The organism is Cognaticolwellia mytili, assembly GCF_002104475.1.
Lineage (GTDB): Bacteria > Pseudomonadota > Gammaproteobacteria > Enterobacterales > Alteromonadaceae > Cognaticolwellia > Cognaticolwellia mytili.
Window position 1 is genome coordinate 76,347 of the sequence record NZ_NBOF01000003.1, and the last position, 17,118, is coordinate 93,464.

Sequence of the window (17,118 nt, forward strand, 5' to 3'; positions counted from 1 at the left end):
AAAATTTTATTCAAGCGCTAGGTGAAGGTCTCTAAACTTCAATGTTTGCTACTTACAAATTTTGCACTAGGCTTATCAATCAGCAAATACGGATTTTTGTGAGCTAATAACATGGATGTCTAATTACTGTATTCCCTCTCTTGTTTAATATCTCATTTACGTATTGCGGTTGTTTAGTGACATCTAAAGATTCTAATTATTCTTTTAGCAATCTTCAAATTCAGTAACCAACATTTTAAATAATGAAATTTACCTTAATATTCTTTATTGCACGCATTAGCGTAGGAGAACGATATGTCAAATATGATGACAAGTAGTAAACTTATGAGTCAGCTTATGGCCGAAGTATATAATCTTGTAACTAAGCCTCCAGCAGCGGGAGATCAAGATAAAGTTCCTGATGAAGCGAAAAGGGGAGGAAGGTTTAGTGATAGTAATACTGCTGTTCACTTAGCAATGCCTGGCTTAGCTTTACTTGAAGAAGATTTTAATAATATGTGGACATCAAGTAATCCACAAGGACTTAAGGGGCAAACAGCTAGCTTCTCTGTTTTAGTTGATTCCATACCTACAGTAGGCTCGTCTAAATATACGCAAAATGCTAAACGTGTGAGCCAAGCCTATGAAGCGGTGGTTAACGGTGCAAATGCTACTGGTCCTGAAATGTCAGATGGCGTAAAGGAAATGCTAGTCAAAATGGATAAGTTTTTATATGAAATGAAACAAGAAGAGCGCAGCCCATTTGCCGATGAAAGTAGTCCAGAACCTGAGTCAATAAGAGTTAAAACAACGGCATATAAAAGGTATGAGAGCATGATTGATGATATTGGTGAAGCAGCTGACGATATACGAAAGGTGGCAGCTACGGCTAGTCGAAAAGCCGATTGGCAAGCTGCACTATCGAATGACGAAATTACTGAAATTGAGGCTGATAGCGAGCGTAGGCAAAGGTTGTCAGATAGAGCGCTAAAAGCCGCAGAAGATTATTGGGATGAGTTTTCATCAGAGCCTAATCGTCGATATAAAAAACTGAAAAAAGAATTTAATGGTGATAAAGAGCTTAAGTGGGTTGGCGAAGCTCTTACTTATCAATCAACTCATGGTAATGAATTGAGTGCATCTTTACTTGCTAATGCTAAGGAGCTTGTTAAGCAAGGCGATTGGACTCCTGTAGGAGCATCAGTTCCAGTTAAGTTGGCATTTCCAAGCTCAACAAAATTTGCTGACAAAAAAAACCAAGACGGTTGGACCGAAATGACGATAAGTACTAAAGATTATCACAAGCTTGAAAAAACAAAGCACGTCAAAGTTGAAGGCAGTGGTGGTGCAGGGTGGGGGTTTTGGAGTGCTAAAGCTAGCGGCGGCTATGAGCATAACAAAAACAGTACTTCTGTTGAATCCAAGGATATGACGGTTACCATGGAAGTGAGCTTAGTCAATATATCCAGACCATGGTTAGACGCTACTATTTTTAGCGAATATGTGCAGTGGAATGCCGGAAGAGATCAACCAAAAGGCTCCGTTTCTTCAGGCACTATTAGTAATCAAACAGATAACCATTTCTTACCCTTTATTCCAATGCAGATGATAGTGGCTCGTAATGTTAAGTTGTACGCTAATTGGTCAAAAGAAGATAAAGAGTTCGTATCAAACTCCTCTCACAGTAAGACTTCTGGCGGTTGGGGACCATTTTCTGCAAGTGTCAGTCATGAGCATAGTGATAGTCGGTTTGAAGAAGATAAACATGGTCGGGGAGCAGGGTTAGAATTCACTGGTATCCAATGTCTTGGTTTTATCTCATGGGTGCCACCATTTTCTGCCCCTGCGGATGGGGGAGCTAATGATAAAGAGTTTGTTAGTGCTAAGGTTAATGAGGCATCGGCTAATGCAGCTGAAGCTATTATTGGCAACATGAATGTGTCCCCAGAGCAAAGACAAGACTTATCTGACCTTATAAAAAAATAGTAGATTTACCTAAACACCTTTCAACTGAAGCTCTTTTGACTTCGCTTTGGTTGAAAGGGTGGAGAATATATGAGGTACTTTCAAAATAAACCAATACTTATTATTTTATCAATGCTCTTTAACTTAGGCTGTAGCAGTTCAAAGCTAAATCAAAGTTTACCAATTATAGCATCTGAAAAAATCGCGGAGCAGTTTGCAAAAAAACTCACTGCAGATTTTTTTCTTGCGAAAGAATTATCAGATCAAATAGTTGATATATCATTTCTTTTTGCTCCATCCATAGATATGAATCAGTTTAGAAATGCTAAAAGTATCGTTAACCCTAGCGGTACTAAAGGTGCAAAGCACGAATTTTTTATTGCATTCGACGGTATTTTCCCCCTTAAAAGTAGTCGTAGTTTATTGAGTACTTATGAGTCACTTATTGATGCAGCGATATGTAATGAGGGAAACCGTTTGGCTTGCCTTTTGTTAAATAACGCTAAGAGCCGTTTAGTCGAGTTGAAAATACCAGCAACATTATTTAGACAAGGGTGGCCTGAATGGAGAGCCATTGATGCTAACCCTATTGATTGGGCGGATGATGACCAGTTTTGGGAAAAAATAGCAATAACAGAGAGAACATACACGCTCACCACTGATTATCTCTATATAAATTTACAGAGAGGCTGGCTAGTTGAAGATGTTTTCATGAGCAATGGTTGGTATATTCCTCAGCTATGTCGAGGGGAAATATCCGATGGCGATCCCTTAAATGATAATAATAAAGGCTCGCACGAAGGTGAGCTTTTACCCCGTATTCCTACTGGTATAATATTGACCAAGAACCTTACAATTCAAGGTAATGATGGTGAAAATTTAGTCCTTGATTTGAAGGCAGTACATTTATCTGGTGTGGCTTATAATTCTTTGCCAATAAGTCCCGCGCATTCAGATCCTTGCGAACAAAGTTGTTTGGATTATGACGCGACTCGTCACATGTGCCTGCTATAGGTTGTTATTTTGAAAGTTAAAGGAATGCTGTTTAGTGTTGTTCCAAACTCAGTCACTTGAAGTGCAATTTCAAGTGACTGAGCCTATATTCAAACAAGAATAGAGAATTATTCTACTATTTCACTTATTGTTAATACGGGTTTACTTATGTCATTGGCATCGAGTACAAAAGCTAATGTTTGTGTGCTAACAAGGTTTAATGAAAGGTTATCATTAGAGTTTGGAGTTAACTCAACGCTAGCATCTAAAGCTATATTGTGTGTGCCACCCAAATTAGGGCCACCGGTTCCACCCCAATCAGCATCAGCAATTTTTAACGAATGCTGACCATCGACAATTTGATAGTTGCCACTATAAATACCATTACCTTGATAGGTTAATGGACGGGTAGTGCCCCATTCATTCATTAAACCTCTTAAGTAGATAACCGTGTCACCATAAGGCGCGGGTATTGCTAACGGATCATCAGGTGTTATCAATAAACTTGGGCTTTGTCCGTCGCTGGCGTCTAATTCAAAAACGTACTGACCATCAGCAATAAGGTTTAGTGTTAAATTATCACCGCCGTTAGTTAAATTAGCTGCTTGAGCGATAGGCATATTAAAACCGCCACCGATATTTGCTGTTGAAAAACTACTATCAGCAACTTTGAACTGATATTCACCTTGAGTTAAGTCAGCAGCCAAGCGGTATTTATCATTACCGATATAAGTGAAAGGTAAAGAAGTATCCCAGTTATTCATAGCGCCACGTAAATAAATGGTATTGGTGCCATAAGCAGGTAATGCCGATAAACCAAAACCTTGTACTTCACCTTGTGGCTTGACAAATACGGCCGTAGTTAGTGCTGGTACAACAAAATTACCATTACTAAAACTAGCGGTTTGCACGCGAGTATCAGCCGAATTCTGCTGGTTTTGATGCAGTTCAAAATTACTGGCATTAGCAACGCTAAATGATTGCTCGCTGCTAGTACCATTAAATAACACTACAATGGCATCGTTTGCTGAGTCCAAATCCTCTAGTCCTAATCCGTCATCCAAGCTCATGACGACTAAACCTTGGCGTTGCTCTGTACCAACATTGTGAAACTTAATACGGTTAGATACTTGCTCCGCTGTGGTTAATCTAAATAACTTACTGGTTGCTCTAATATTGATAAATTCTTTAAATAAAGCACTGGTTAAGTTGATTTCTTGAGCGCCAAAAGCATTGTTCGAATTAGCACTGATACCACTAATAGTTGACCATTTATTTTGGTTGTCTTGAGCTAACGGTAAACCAATATTCCAATTGCCTTGTGCTTGAGTGAAATCAATACGGTTAAACCAATCACCAGCATCATAGGTATTTCTATCCATTGATTTTGAGCGAATTAAATCTGAACCCATTTGTAAAAATGGAATACCTTGGCTTAATAGCGGTAAAGAAAGCGCAATATTTTGCACACGCACTTTATCGTTAAGGCTCATCTGAGCAGGTAGGTTGTACTGCAGCTGATCCCATAAGGTTTCATTATCATGCTTAGAAACATAATTGACGGTATCCGCCGGATCACTACTGTAACCTGCAGGTTGACCGTTCCATTGATAATCATAGGTAGATAAATAATTACCACTAGCAGCAACAAACTGATAACTATCAATATTACCCACTAAACCAATACGAATAACATCTTGCTCGCCTAAACTGCCACCATTATTAAATAAAGCAGCACTGCGAACAGCGTCACGTTGTCGGTCAGAGTATGTACCTATTTCGCTGCCAGCCATATTAAGCTGTGAAGCTTGTTCAAAGCGGCGGTTATTGGCAACTTCACCGAAATTCCAACCTTCACCATAAAAATAGCTATCGGCATCTACGGCTAATACGGCATCTCTCGCGTCAAGAATAGCTTGCTTAGGGATATGTCCCATTAAATCAAATCTAAAGCCGTCAAAACCAAAGTTTTTGGCAAAGCTGACTAAGGAATCATTCATCAATTTGGCCATCATTCGATGCTCGGTTGCCGTATTCTCACAACAAGTTGATGTTTCAATCGCGCCGCTATATTCATTTAATCTATGGTAATAACCCGGTACAACTTTATCTAAAACAGAATTATCATAAAGGCCAGATGAAGCCGCATGGTTGTAAACAACATCAAGCACTACTCGTAGTCCTGTTTCATGCAGAGCTTGGTTCATTGCACGCATTTCAATAATGCGACTAACACCATCAGCGTTTGAAGCATAACTACCTTCAGGCGCAGCAAAATGTTGTGGATCGTAACCCCAATTAAAACCGTCGAAACGGCGCATCGACTCAACCAATGCTTGTGCTTGGGTCGTGCTTGGGTCGTAATTTTTTAAGGCATCGAGTAATACAGTATTGCCATTTTCAACACCACATACCGGAGCATTGGCGTTAAGTTGACATAAATCAGCGACTGTATCAGTAACATCAACACGTTTGCTTGGGTCTTCTTCAATTGAGGCAATATCGTTGGCTGGTAAAACATGAAAATGCGTTAACCCCGCCGCTTGTAATTGCTGTAAATGCTGCATAGGTAAAGAGTTTGCTTCGGTAAAAGCAAGGTACTTTCCGCGATTTGCTGCACTTGTACTTTGGTCTAAGGCACTAAAGTCACGAATATGACCTTCATAAATAATGCTGTCTTCAAAGTTTTCCACTGTTGGTACCACATGATTATCCCAACCTTGTGGCTTTAGTTCATCATCGGCTAAATCAACAAATTGGCTATATCGACCATTGGTTGATAAACCTACAGAATAGGGGTCTGTAACAGTTAAGTTTTCGATTTTACTGGTTAGGGGATGAAATACAGTTAATTGATAGTGGTAATAAAGGCGATCAACAGCCGATTTTTCTGTGTTATAAGACCAAATTCCCGTCGCTTCATCGACAGTCATTGGCTCAGTCGTTGTTTCTTGCTTCGCGGCATTATAAATTTTTATCGCCACTTCGCTTGCTGTAGGTGCCCAAACAGATGCTGTGACTTGACCGTCTTGATAGTTAAGTCCTAAGCTCGCTTCATCAGCGTCTAAGCTGTTGCGGGTATACAAATAATCTAATAAACGTGGCGATTGCACACGTGTCGCATCGAGTAAATTACCTTGTTGATCTAAAGCGACCACGAGTAATTGATTTTTAACCAACTGTTTGACTTGGGCATCATCAATATCTAAAGTAAAACCTTTAAAGCCGTTCAAATGAGGGTTTTGCTGATAGTAACTAGCGTTAGCATCTTTGCTGGTCAGTGTTTTATAAGGTAAGTCATTCAATAACGTTTGATCGATAACATCGATACCGGCATCTGCTGAATAATATAAACGATAGCTATCGGCATTGTTGACATCGGTTGACCATAATAGGGTACTGGTGTCTAACCAATGAACGCGCGCGCCATCAAGAAAAATAGGGCGAGTGGTTACTGGCGTATACCAGATGTCAGAGTAGCCATTAAAGGTAAATGCTTGTTGGCCTTGATTCGGCTCGAAGCGACTGTTATTAGCACCAAGCGCTTTGTCATTCCCTTTGTGAATAATGAAGTTATAGCAATCGGCACCAGGCTCTACGCTAAGAATATAATAGCCGCCATATTCTGGGTGAACACCGTCAACAGGGTACGGAGAAAGCCACTGAGAAAAATGAGCACTGTCAGTGGTCGGGCTCGCATAATTGCCACAACCTTCGCCATTCCATAGATGTAATCCCCAACCGTCGTAGTTACCATCTGCGCGTTGATAAAAGATGGCAATTTGATCGTCGTTTAATTCAAGCCCTGTACCGCTCGATATCACTTCTACTTTATTGATTAATTCAAAAGCAATAAGTGCACGTTTGAGTTCAAGCTGTAAAGTAAACTTATGGCTGGCACCTGCAGCTAATTCATCAATCGACAAATTGATATAGGGAATACCATCGTCATTACCATCAATATTGCGTACTTGATGGCTACTGGTTGGAATGAAAACTCGAAATGGGCCAGTTAATGCTTCACTACCTTGGTTGGTAATAGTAACAATAGATAAATATTGATTATTGATACGATCATAAATGGGGCGAGGAGAATAACTAAAGTTAGTTTCTGCTGTGTTTTCCCATGCTGCATGGCTAAAAGGTGTTGCCAATAACGTTAATAATAGCGTGAATATTAATGTTAGATGCAACATCGGTTTTTTATAAAAACTCATGCGATTATCCTCGTTTAGAATTGAAACGCTGTTGACCAATTAAACCCGCCATCGCCATAAATAGTATGATAATAGTGCTAGGCTCTGGCACTGAGGTTGCCACAGAAGTTAAAGAAACATTGTCAATATTGAGTTTTGAAGACACAGAATTTGAATTAAAACCACCTTGTACAGTGAAGTCTAAGGTCCAATTCGTTTGATTATAAAAACTAGCGTCTAATAATGCGGAAAAAGAGCCAGAGTCATAAATACTGCTCGCTTCAATGAGATGGCCAATTTCACCGTCAGCGCCAAATAAACCCCCTGTGCCATTGCTTAAGCTGACAAAGAAGCTGTCGGCGAAAAAGCTACCGTCATCAAAACCAGAAAAGTCCCAATCAAAGCTAAGCTGCAATTCACCACTGGCAACCGTTAAATCTAATGCTGTGAAAAGCGTGTTAGCATTGAACGCGGTAGCGCCAGCTGTTACATCGACACTAATAACAGCGCTACAGTCACCAACATTGTTGTTGATGCTAAAATCTCCCGTTGCGCCAGGGTCACCAGTACTGTCGGTGTCTTTTTGCCATCCTTGAAAATCACAACTTTGGAAATCGCCATTACTAATGATGCCACTATGGGCATTAGTACTAAATAGCAGCACGAATACCACGCTTAAAAATTCTTTTATTCTCATCGAAATCACCTTGTTTTTATTGTTCATTTTTATTTTTTTGTCTAGCGCATCTGTCGTAGGTCTTAGTGCCTTAGTAACAATTGCGCTAAATTTGTTGTGCATTTATTAAACGCTAGATACAGGTGTTAGTTAGTTTGAATACGTATGCATGAATACGTATTCAACTGTGTTGTGATGGCCGAAATAGAACTTTGAAAATCGAGGCTTACTTATTAAAAATGTGAGGTGTGTTGTTAGGTTTTAATTGAAGTGTGCTTTTTTCGCATATTCTCCGATATAAAAAGGCAATATTTCTGGGATGATAAATTGCGGGCTCAAAGCTAATTTGTAGAAACGATCGGTAATATAACTGAAAATATGTTCAAGAGCAGTTGCTTCAGTAATAGATGTTAACAATAGAGTTGAATTTGAAGTGAGTGTCATTATGAATTCTATTGGGGTTTAACTCCTTGGACAAATAGCAGGATATAAATGCTGCTATTTGTCCAGTGTCTTTAAAATTGATAGCCAATGGTTACTTTATAGCTACGACCAAGTTCTGATGGATCACTTGATTCACTCGCAGGTGCACGTAAGTAACGTTCATTGGTCAAGTTATCAATACCAACATTAATCGTTAAGCCTTCAATAGCGCCACTTGCGGTGTAGTTAGCGTTTAAGTTATACACTGTATAGCTGCCTGTACCGTAACCCGCATTTAAATAATTTTCGGGTAGTTTAGTTTGCTCACTGTAATGGAGAACTTGCGTACCTATATTTACATTACTTAATAATTGGTAGTTAATATTTACGCTAATTTTATCAGCTGGAGCTTCAGTATAAGGTTGCTTTTTATGGTCAATAGTACCCAAAAAGAAGTTAGGCATACCGTAAGCATTCATTTCTATTTTTGAATAACCAATATAAGCATGTAACTTTTCAAAAGAATAAGTTAGCTCAGCTTCCCAGCCTTTACTTTCAAGACTACCAATATTTTTCGCGCTGTAATCACGGTGAGTAGCAACTGGTACACCGTTAGCTGGTTTAGGACCTGGGGAACCTTGTTGTTTAACGCCGTTATCATCAATGTAATACATAAAAGGGACATTATCGATAAAGTTATCTATTTTGTTATCAAAATAAATAGCCTTAAAGGCTATACTGTCAGCAAATTGAACATCTTGCCAAAACAAGCCTAAACCTGCTTCAATATTTTTAGAGGTTTCAGGTTTTAGATCTGGCTGCGGTTCTTGGTAGCAGAACTTGCCGCCAATATGACAACGCCACTCATCTTTTTTATATAACTCTTGTACTGACGGCGCACGAAAAGCTTTAGCATATTTAATATAAAGATTAATATTTTCAGTCGCTTTAAACGTCAAACCAAGCTCGTTTGATAATTCGCCGTTTTTGTTATTATCATAATCAGCATAAGTATTATTACTGCGCTTGTATGTATCGTAGCGCCCGCCAGCGGTCAAAAGTAAACGATCATTAAATAGATTTGCTTGGTCTATAACAGAAAAAGATAAACTTTGAGACTTACTATCACCATAAAAGGTACTCGTTTCATTACTCGAAAATTCAGATTGTTCGAAGCGTTCATTTTCGTAATTAAGTTCAATGGCTAATTGATGATCAATAGGCCCTGAAAATTCAGATAAATTTGCCATACGAGCACTATAGCGCTCAGTACTGCCTTCATTTAAGGCGGTAAAGTCGCGTTTGTTTTCGCCAGCCATAATGTAGCCGACGGTATTTTTCTCATAATTTTTATCTGAATAAACAAATTGTAAGTCAAAATCAATTAAGGCACTATCTGGCTGATAAACATAATTTGTCATTAACTCTAAATAATCATTTGTATAATCTTCAGACAAGGTAGGATATCTTATTCCGTAGTCCTGATTCTGGCGAAACGGCTGATCTTTCGATTCAGTTTTAGCCCAATCAATTTTTGTTTGTAAACTATGGTCTGGCATCAAAAACCACGTGTTTTTCAAAGTTAAATTAGTACGAGATGAATCATTTTTAATTTTCGACAATTTCGCCGTATCACTGACTTGAGTGTCATCAGCGCTTTTAGCGTCATTTGAAACGACATCAACATCAGAAAAGGCTACCTTACTGGCATGAAATACAGTATCGACAGTATCGTTAAGACTAAATATTGACGTTGAAAAGCTGTTAGAATCAGAAACTGATTGGTGCATCATTTGTGCCTTAGCACCCATACCATTTTTATTATTCAAATAGTCACTTGCATCTTTAGTCACCAAGCGTATGCTACCGCCGACAGCACCTGAACCTACGGTCAATGAATCAGCTCCGCGTAAAACATGTATTTGTTTTACTTGGCTAGGATCTAAACTTAAGCTATTAATTGCTGCAATGTTACTACTACCATCAGACTCTGTTTTACGCTTAACATTATCTACTGAGACATGAATACGCTCACCGTATAACCCACGTATTGTCGGCTGTGAAGATAATGGTGTAACACTACCACTTAAGTCAACACCAGGAATTTCTCTTAATATTTGGCTTAGTTCAGCTTCTTGATTACGCTGAATATTTTCCTCTGAAATAGTTGAAATAGAAGAAGGGGTATCTTTGCTTAATATTGAAATTTTATGCCCTAACACTTCAATGTGCTCATCCACTTTTGGCTGTGGGCTAGTTTTATCACCAGCGTATGCTGGCGCCTGTATTGCTACCAATACAGCAAGAAATAAAGACGAATGTACGAGTTTCATAATCAATCCATTTGTTTAATGAGAATTAGTCGTATTCTCATTTGGGGTGATAGAGTAAATGATCTAATATTTAAAAACAATAAGGAATAGCTAAAAAATATAAGGTTGTCGCAGTCAAAACAAAACTACCCACATGTAATTAAAAGTTTAAACAGACGCTTACTCTAAATTGAGCGATTCCAGACTTTGCATTAAGCTAAAATAATCCCGTTATTTCAGCGCAGGTGAGTGATGGCAACAGCAAGAAAGCAACAAATCAGTTTAGTCGATACGGCTTATTATCATTGTGTCGCACGCAGTGTTCGACGGGCGTTTTTGTGTGGCGAAGATAAATTATCGGGACAAAGCTATGAACACCGTCGAGGCTGGGTCGAAAACAAGTTTCACTTTCTCACCCAAGTTTTTGCTATTGACGTTTGTGCCTATGCGGTGATGAGTAATCATTATCATGTGGTGCTATTTATCGATAAAGCGAAAGCAAAGCAATGGAGTATGCAAGAAGTCCTTGAGCGTTGGCACCGCTTATATAAAGGAACATTGCTAACGCAGCAATATTGTCGTGGTGACAAACTCGAAAAAACCTTACTCGATATCGTCAAAGCAACAGCTGCAGTTTATCGAAAACGCTTAATGAAAATCAGCTGGTTTATGGGTTATATCAATGAAGGTATTGCCAGAAAGGCAAACCAAGAAGACAACTGCACGGGCCGACTTTGGGAAGGAAGATTCAAATCTCAAGCGTTATTAGATGAAGCCGCACTTGCCGCTTGTATGGCCTATGTTGATTTAAACCCCATTCGCGCCAAGATAGCTAAAACACCAGAAGACTCTACTCATACTAGTGTAAAGCTACGTTGTAAGCAGGCAGAAAAAGGCCAACAACCCAAGGCATTATTACCGTTTATCGGTAACCCTAGAAAAGCGATGCCTAAAGGCTTACCTTTTGAACTTGCCGACTATCTACAATTAATTGAATTAACCGGTCGCTGTATCAAAGAAGATAAACGTGGTTACATTGAAGAAAAACAACCACAAATACTGAGTCGGTTAAACATATCTGCGGAAAATTGGTTAATCATCACCACTGAATTTAGCACACAATTTCATGGCGCAATTGGTCACGAAGATGTTCTGAGTGATTATTGCCAACGCAATAAAATAAAACGACGACATAATTTGAGTCATTGCAATCAACTCTTTGGTTGAGTAATCGCTTAGCCTTCAAAATATACTCTAAACTTTTCATCAGACACTATCTGAGGATTGGTTACGGCTGAGATATTCGCGCTTTAAAGTTAAATAGCGTAAAAAGTATTTTTAGCCCTCTGCAATACTACCAAATGTCAATATTACACAAGACTTATCATGCTGAGCTATGCAAATATTGATGTTGGTATCAGGCTCAATTTAAAGTGAGTGTCAGGTTAAATAATGTTAGCCCTCTGCAATACTACCAAATGTCAATATTACACAAGACTTATCGTGCTGAGCTATGCAAATATTGATGTTGGTATCAGACTCAATTTAAAGTGAGTGTCATGTTAAATATGTTACTTTAAGTGAGTGTCCAGTTAGACTTTAGATTTAGTTAGACTATCTCAAGCATCATCTATTGAAGCTATTAATGATCAGCCAGCCATGATTTACCGTTTATTTTTCATTCAATCCCATTTAACAATGCTTATTAATACCTGTTAATGTTTTTCTTTATAAATATAACATTATGTTTATAAAGAAATAAAATCAAACTGTCTGGATAATGCGAAAAACTGTCGTTAATTTACTAGACGAAAATACCTTAGTCATTATTATCGAATAGTGCTCCGATCAGGGATATTCAATGGCACTATTTAGTCTGAACTAAACGGACGTTTTAAGGTTTTCGAAATGACTAAAAAATAATAATACTAATAACAATTTTTCCAATAAGATTTTTATACGGAGTAAACACGAAAATGACAAAATTTACCGCCTCTCTTATCGCACTAGCAGTATCAAGTACTTTTGCTACTCAGGCAGCAGACAACCGATATATCATTCATGTAGATAACAACAATAAAAGTGGCATCTCGGCATTAGCTAAACAACTTGGCGGTAAAATTAAACTCGATGCCGATGGTTTTATCTCGGCAACATTTAAAGATAAAGACTTAACTGCCGTTAAAACATTAATGAGAAATCCGACTAAATCATTAAAATTACGAGGCATTGCGAATGCTTCAACTACAATGACAAATGCGGCTTTTACTCGTATAGAAATAGATGAGCGTCGTTATCCTTTACTTGAATCTAGTTATAGTGATGGTGCAGGTGATCCTCGACTTCAACAGATAACTCCTTATTCAATTAAGCAATCACAAGCCGATCAAGTTAACTTTAATGCTAATGCAGGCATGAAAGTATGTGTCATTGATTCTGGTTTAGACGCAACTAACCCTGACTTTGTTTGGGCTAATATCACAGGTGATAACGATTCTGGTACAGGTAATTGGAATGAAAATGGCGGGCCGCATGGTACGCATGTTGCGGGTACTATTGGGGCAGCAGATAATAATATTGGTGTGGTAGGTATGGCACCTGGCGTTGATATGCACATTATTAAGGTATTTAATGATGATGGTTGGGGTTATTCATCTGATTTGGCCTTTGCCGCTCAAAAATGTACTGCTGCTGGTGCTAACATTATCACCATGAGTTTAGGAGGTGGTGGTGCTAATGCTACTGAAGAAAATGCTTTTGATGCTTTCACTGCTGCTGGTGGCTTAGTTGTAGCCGCCGCAGGTAATGATGGTGATGCAACTCGTTCATATCCGGCAGGTTATGAGTCTGTAATGATGATTGGTGGTAACAGCAAAGATAATGGTCGGTATGAAGCTTCTCAATTCCCTAGCTGTTCAGCAACAAAAGATAACTGTGTTGAAGTCACTGCGGGCGGTTTAGATGTGCTATCAACTTACCCAGAAGACATGGCATCTGTTACGGAAATGAGTGTAGATGGACAAAGTTATGTATCTGCTGCGTTAGAAAACTTCGGTACTGTCACAGGTTCTATTTATTATATGGGGACAGCAGAAGCCACTGATAGCGCTGCTAACGGCAACATCTGTATTATCGACCGTGGTAATATCTCTTTTCACGACAAAGTACAAAACTGTGAAAATTCGGGTGGCATTGGCGCTATCATAGTCAATAACGAAGCGGGTTTATTATCTAGTGCAACCTTAGGTGATACCAATGCGACGACAATTCCGGCTGTAGGCGCAGCATTAGAAGATAAAAATGTATTCTTGGCTGCAACAACAGCGACTATCGATATGAGCAGAAGCAGTTACGGATATATGAGTGGTACTTCAATGGCAACACCTGGTGTAGCGGGTGTTGCTGCACTAGTATGGTCAAACTATTCTGGCTGTACCGGCACTGAGATTCGTGAAGTATTAAAAACAACAGCTGCCGATTTAGGTGCTGCTGGTCATGATGTTTATTACGGCAATGGTGTAGTGCAAGCCAAAGACGCTGTTGATTATTTAGCAATTAACGGCTGTGGTGTTGTAATACCACCGGTTACTGCTAATGAATTAGCGAATAATGAAGCAAAAACATCGCTTACTGCAGACAAAGGTAATGATCTTACTTTTACCTTTGAAGTACCAGCAGGTGCAAGTGATTTGACCTTTAATAGCTCAGGTGGTAGGGGAGATGCGGATCTTTACATTAACTTTGCAGCAGCAGCAAGCAGTAGTAATAATGTCTGTAAATCTGAAAAAAATCGTAGCACAGAAAGTTGTAGCATTAGTAGCGCTCAAGAGGGAACTTACCATGTAACATTATCTGCCTATAGTAATTTCAGCGGAGTGAGTTTAGTAGCAAGCTACACTGAAGCAAGCACAGGTACTGATAGTTATAGCAACGACACTGTCTCTGCAATAAGTGACCATAATACTACAAGCAGTTCAATTGATGTAAACGACAGCGGTTCAAGTGCAGTTGCTAGCATTGATGTTGATATTACTCATACCTATAGCGGTGATTTGTTACTAACATTGGTTTCACCGAGTGGTACGGAACAGGTATTACGTAGTTATACTGGCTCCGGAACAAACGATGTTAAAGAAAGCTATGATGTAACTGGTTTTGCTAGTAATGAACGTAATGGCAACTGGACACTAAAAGTTTATGATAATGGCACCGCAGATACTGGTACTCTGAATGCATGGACCATTAACTTTTAAGTAAGTTTAGGTAAATTTAAGCTGTAATTGTTTCAGAAGAAATAATTATTATTAAGCCACTATTAGATCTCATCTGCTAGTGGCTTTTTATTTTCAAATAGAATAGACACCGTCATCACAAGTATTGGTTGTCATTTTCTCATGACAATATTTTATTTTCAGTTCCATTAAAAATTCATAAAGCACTCACTATAATAACTGAACAATTCCAGTCTTTGCTACCAAGCTACTTTGTCTCGGGTGAGTTAGGGTAGCCTCAAGGAAACAGCAAACCAGTTTAGCTGATATGTATTATTGTCGTGTAATTAATTGTTTTCTAACAGGAAAGATGGGTTGCCAGCCAAGGCTGTGAATACCGTCGAGGCTGGAGCGAAAATAAACTGCATACTATTATACAAGTCTTTCCATTGCTATTTGTGCCGATGCGGTGATGCACAATCATTACCATACAGTGCTATTTATTGATGAAGCTAAGGCGAAGCAATGGATTATGTAAGAAGTGCTTGAATCTACCTAGGCCTGACTGATTCCAATTTAATTTATTATTATAATTATTAAATGTTTTTTACATCTGTTTAACGTGCCTTAATTAATTACTAAATAATGAATAAATGTGTCGAATAATTTTACAGGTGAGCCATCGCTGAATTTCTCTTGTAGTTCACTTTACTGATCTTTAAAAGTAATTTTCGTTTGGTGTAACTTTTGCTTTACAGAACGTAACAAGTCAATACAAGGATTACACGGATGCGTAATGTAATAAGATTTTGTTCTATTCTATGTGTGTTGGGGTTTATTACTCCAACTGCCACAGCAAGCTTGATCAATCCTGATATTTCTGTTGAAGGTAATGTTACTTTTGATATAAATCCTATTTCTGGTTCTCTACCTGCAACAGGTAATGCTAGTCAAAGCGCTGATATTAGTAAGATTATTGGCTCCACCGCGACCATAAGCACAGTTAATAATGTTACACCTAGTGGTGCGAACCCGTTTGGTGGTGGATTTACTGACTATGGCGATGGTTTGGGCATAGATGCGTCTGCTCTCTCTACGTTAGGCATTGGCAATGTACGTGATTTTATTTTTGATTTTGACTTTTCGCTAAGTAACAATTCAGCAACGGATTTTTATAAAATCTATTTTGAGTTAGTTTTTTCAAACTCAGTAAATGCAAATGGCGCAGATGCTTTTGTTGATTCTGAAATTAACCTTTTTGATAGCGCTTCTAATGAAATTTTCTTTTCTGACTTAACTTCAGATACAGCTAATGGCGATGAAAAAAATGGTGCTTTTCTGGCTAGTGCTGGGGCGTCATTAACTGATAGTGGCACCTTTCTTTTTGATTTCACTCTAGCTGCAGGAGCGACAAATAGTTTTTCCGCACTTTTAAAAATGGATGGTGGAGGCTTTACAAGTGATGCACTTTTTTCAGCTAGCAGCAGTGCTTTTATACGTGTTGTTGGAGCTGATAACCTAACGAACTCTCCGACGCCAACGCCAGTACCTGAGCCGAGTACTTTGATTTTATTTGCTGCTGTTATTGGGCTATTAAAAATAAAACGTAAAGTTATTAATTAAATTTTTGTTAAGGATAATAAAATGAATATTTTGAAAATAATAAAGCTGACATGTGCTTTGAGCGTAAGTATTGCTGCCATAATACTACCTACTAAATCTTTTGCTTGTTCATCTCAGCCTTTTATTGGTGGTATGTGTGCCTTTGGAGGGAATTTTGCTATTCGAAGTTGGGCTAAGGCAGAAGGACAATTATTGTCTATTTCTAGTAATACAGCATTGTTTTCAATACTTGGTACAACTTATGGTGGTGATGGTCGTACATCTTTCGGTTTACCAGACCTTCGTGGTCGATCTCCGATAGGCCAAGGTAATGGACCTGGTTTGAGCAGTTACCGTTTGGGACAAAGGGGCGGCGCTGAAACACATACCTTAAATATTGCGCAGATGCCCGTGCATGGTCATTCCGCAGCAACAACAACCACGAATACAGTTGATACGAGTGCAACAACTATAGCATTGCGAGCATTAGCAGGGAGAAGTACAACTACAGATCCAACTAATGCTGTACTAGCTAATAGCCCTAGTCGCGAGAATATATATAGTGCCGGTGCGCCTACTGTAGATATGAGTATTAATGCTATTGAGATGAATTTGAGTGTGGTGGTCAATTCGACATCCAATACTGTTATTAGTAATGCTGGCGGTAACCAAGCATTTAATATTAGAGGTCCTTACTTATCATTAACGTGGCTTATTGCACTTCAAGGTATCTTTCCTTCGCGTAGTTAATGATGACTCAC

8 protein-coding genes and 2 pseudogenes are annotated in these 17,118 nt (G+C 38.8%); 7 read left to right on the top strand and 3 right to left on the bottom strand.

The features are described from left to right. Positions 1-294 precede the first annotated feature (294 nt). Positions 295-1,965 carry a hypothetical protein gene (locus B7C41_RS09975; RefSeq protein ID WP_085298792.1) on the top strand — a complete coding sequence of 557 codons (1,671 nt, stop codon included), beginning with the start codon at positions 295-297 and terminating at the stop codon, positions 1,963-1,965. A 69-nt stretch (positions 1,966-2,034) separates the two neighbouring features. Beyond that, on the top strand, positions 2,035-2,958 hold the full coding sequence (locus B7C41_RS09980) for a hypothetical protein (protein WP_085298793.1): 924 nt from the start codon (positions 2,035-2,037) through the stop codon (positions 2,956-2,958). A gap of 107 nt (positions 2,959-3,065) precedes the next feature. On the opposite strand, the gene pulA is transcribed toward B7C41_RS09980, so the two are convergent. The 3 genes from pulA to B7C41_RS10000 form a co-directional block, all read right to left on the bottom strand. Beyond that, positions 3,066-7,154 (bottom strand): pullulanase-type alpha-1,6-glucosidase, encoded by a 4,089-nt coding sequence (gene pulA / locus B7C41_RS09985; RefSeq protein ID WP_235839684.1) that lies wholly within the window; start codon positions 7,152-7,154, stop codon positions 3,066-3,068. A 4-nt stretch (positions 7,155-7,158) separates the two neighbouring features. Next, positions 7,159-7,830, bottom strand: a complete 672-nt coding sequence (locus B7C41_RS09990; protein ID WP_085298794.1) for a PEP-CTERM sorting domain-containing protein — start codon at positions 7,828-7,830, stop codon at positions 7,159-7,161. A gap of 494 nt (positions 7,831-8,324) precedes the next feature. Further along, positions 8,325-10,565, bottom strand: coding sequence for a TonB-dependent receptor domain-containing protein (locus B7C41_RS10000; protein ID WP_085298796.1), 2,241 nt, complete (start codon positions 10,563-10,565; stop codon positions 8,325-8,327). Between the two features lie 231 nt (positions 10,566-10,796). Between B7C41_RS10000 and B7C41_RS10005 the strand changes: the two genes are divergently transcribed. From B7C41_RS10005 to B7C41_RS10020, 5 genes and pseudogenes are all read left to right on the top strand, one after another. After that, complete coding sequence (locus B7C41_RS10005; RefSeq protein WP_085298797.1) at positions 10,797-11,771, top strand: transposase; 975 nt, start codon at positions 10,797-10,799, stop codon at positions 11,769-11,771. Positions 11,772-12,520: 749 nt separating this feature from the next. Beyond that, positions 12,521-14,389 (top strand): annotated as a pseudogene (locus B7C41_RS10010) (S8 family serine peptidase); the annotation flags it as partial. 180 nt (positions 14,390-14,569) lie between these two features. Continuing rightward, positions 14,570-14,797 (top strand): annotated as a pseudogene (locus B7C41_RS20670) (proprotein convertase P-domain-containing protein); the annotation flags it as partial. A 747-nt stretch (positions 14,798-15,544) separates the two neighbouring features. Further along, positions 15,545-16,378, top strand: a complete 834-nt coding sequence (locus B7C41_RS10015; RefSeq protein ID WP_085298799.1) for a PEP-CTERM sorting domain-containing protein — start codon at positions 15,545-15,547, stop codon at positions 16,376-16,378. A gap of 21 nt (positions 16,379-16,399) precedes the next feature. Then, complete coding sequence (locus tag B7C41_RS10020; protein ID WP_085298800.1) at positions 16,400-17,107, top strand: phage tail protein; 708 nt, start codon at positions 16,400-16,402, stop codon at positions 17,105-17,107. The last annotated feature ends 11 nt before the right edge of the window (positions 17,108-17,118 follow it).

Bases quoted from the DNA above. Each gene is read 5' to 3' on its own strand.
- pulA (WP_235839684.1), bottom strand. From the start codon at position 7,154: ATGAGTTTTTATAAAAAACCGATGTTGCATCTAACATTAATATTCACG.
- B7C41_RS10005 (WP_085298797.1), top strand. From the start codon at position 10,797: ATGGCAACAGCAAGAAAGCAACAAATCAGTTTAGTCGATACGGCTTAT.
- B7C41_RS09980 (WP_085298793.1), top strand. From the start codon at position 2,035: ATGAGGTACTTTCAAAATAAACCAATACTTATTATTTTATCAATGCTC.
- B7C41_RS10020 (WP_085298800.1), top strand. From the start codon at position 16,400: ATGAATATTTTGAAAATAATAAAGCTGACATGTGCTTTGAGCGTAAGT.
- B7C41_RS10000 (WP_085298796.1), bottom strand. From the start codon at position 10,565: ATGAAACTCGTACATTCGTCTTTATTTCTTGCTGTATTGGTAGCAATA.
- B7C41_RS09975 (WP_085298792.1), top strand. From the start codon at position 295: ATGTCAAATATGATGACAAGTAGTAAACTTATGAGTCAGCTTATGGCC.
- B7C41_RS10015 (WP_085298799.1), top strand. From the start codon at position 15,545: ATGCGTAATGTAATAAGATTTTGTTCTATTCTATGTGTGTTGGGGTTT.
- B7C41_RS09990 (WP_085298794.1), bottom strand. From the start codon at position 7,830: ATGAGAATAAAAGAATTTTTAAGCGTGGTATTCGTGCTGCTATTTAGT.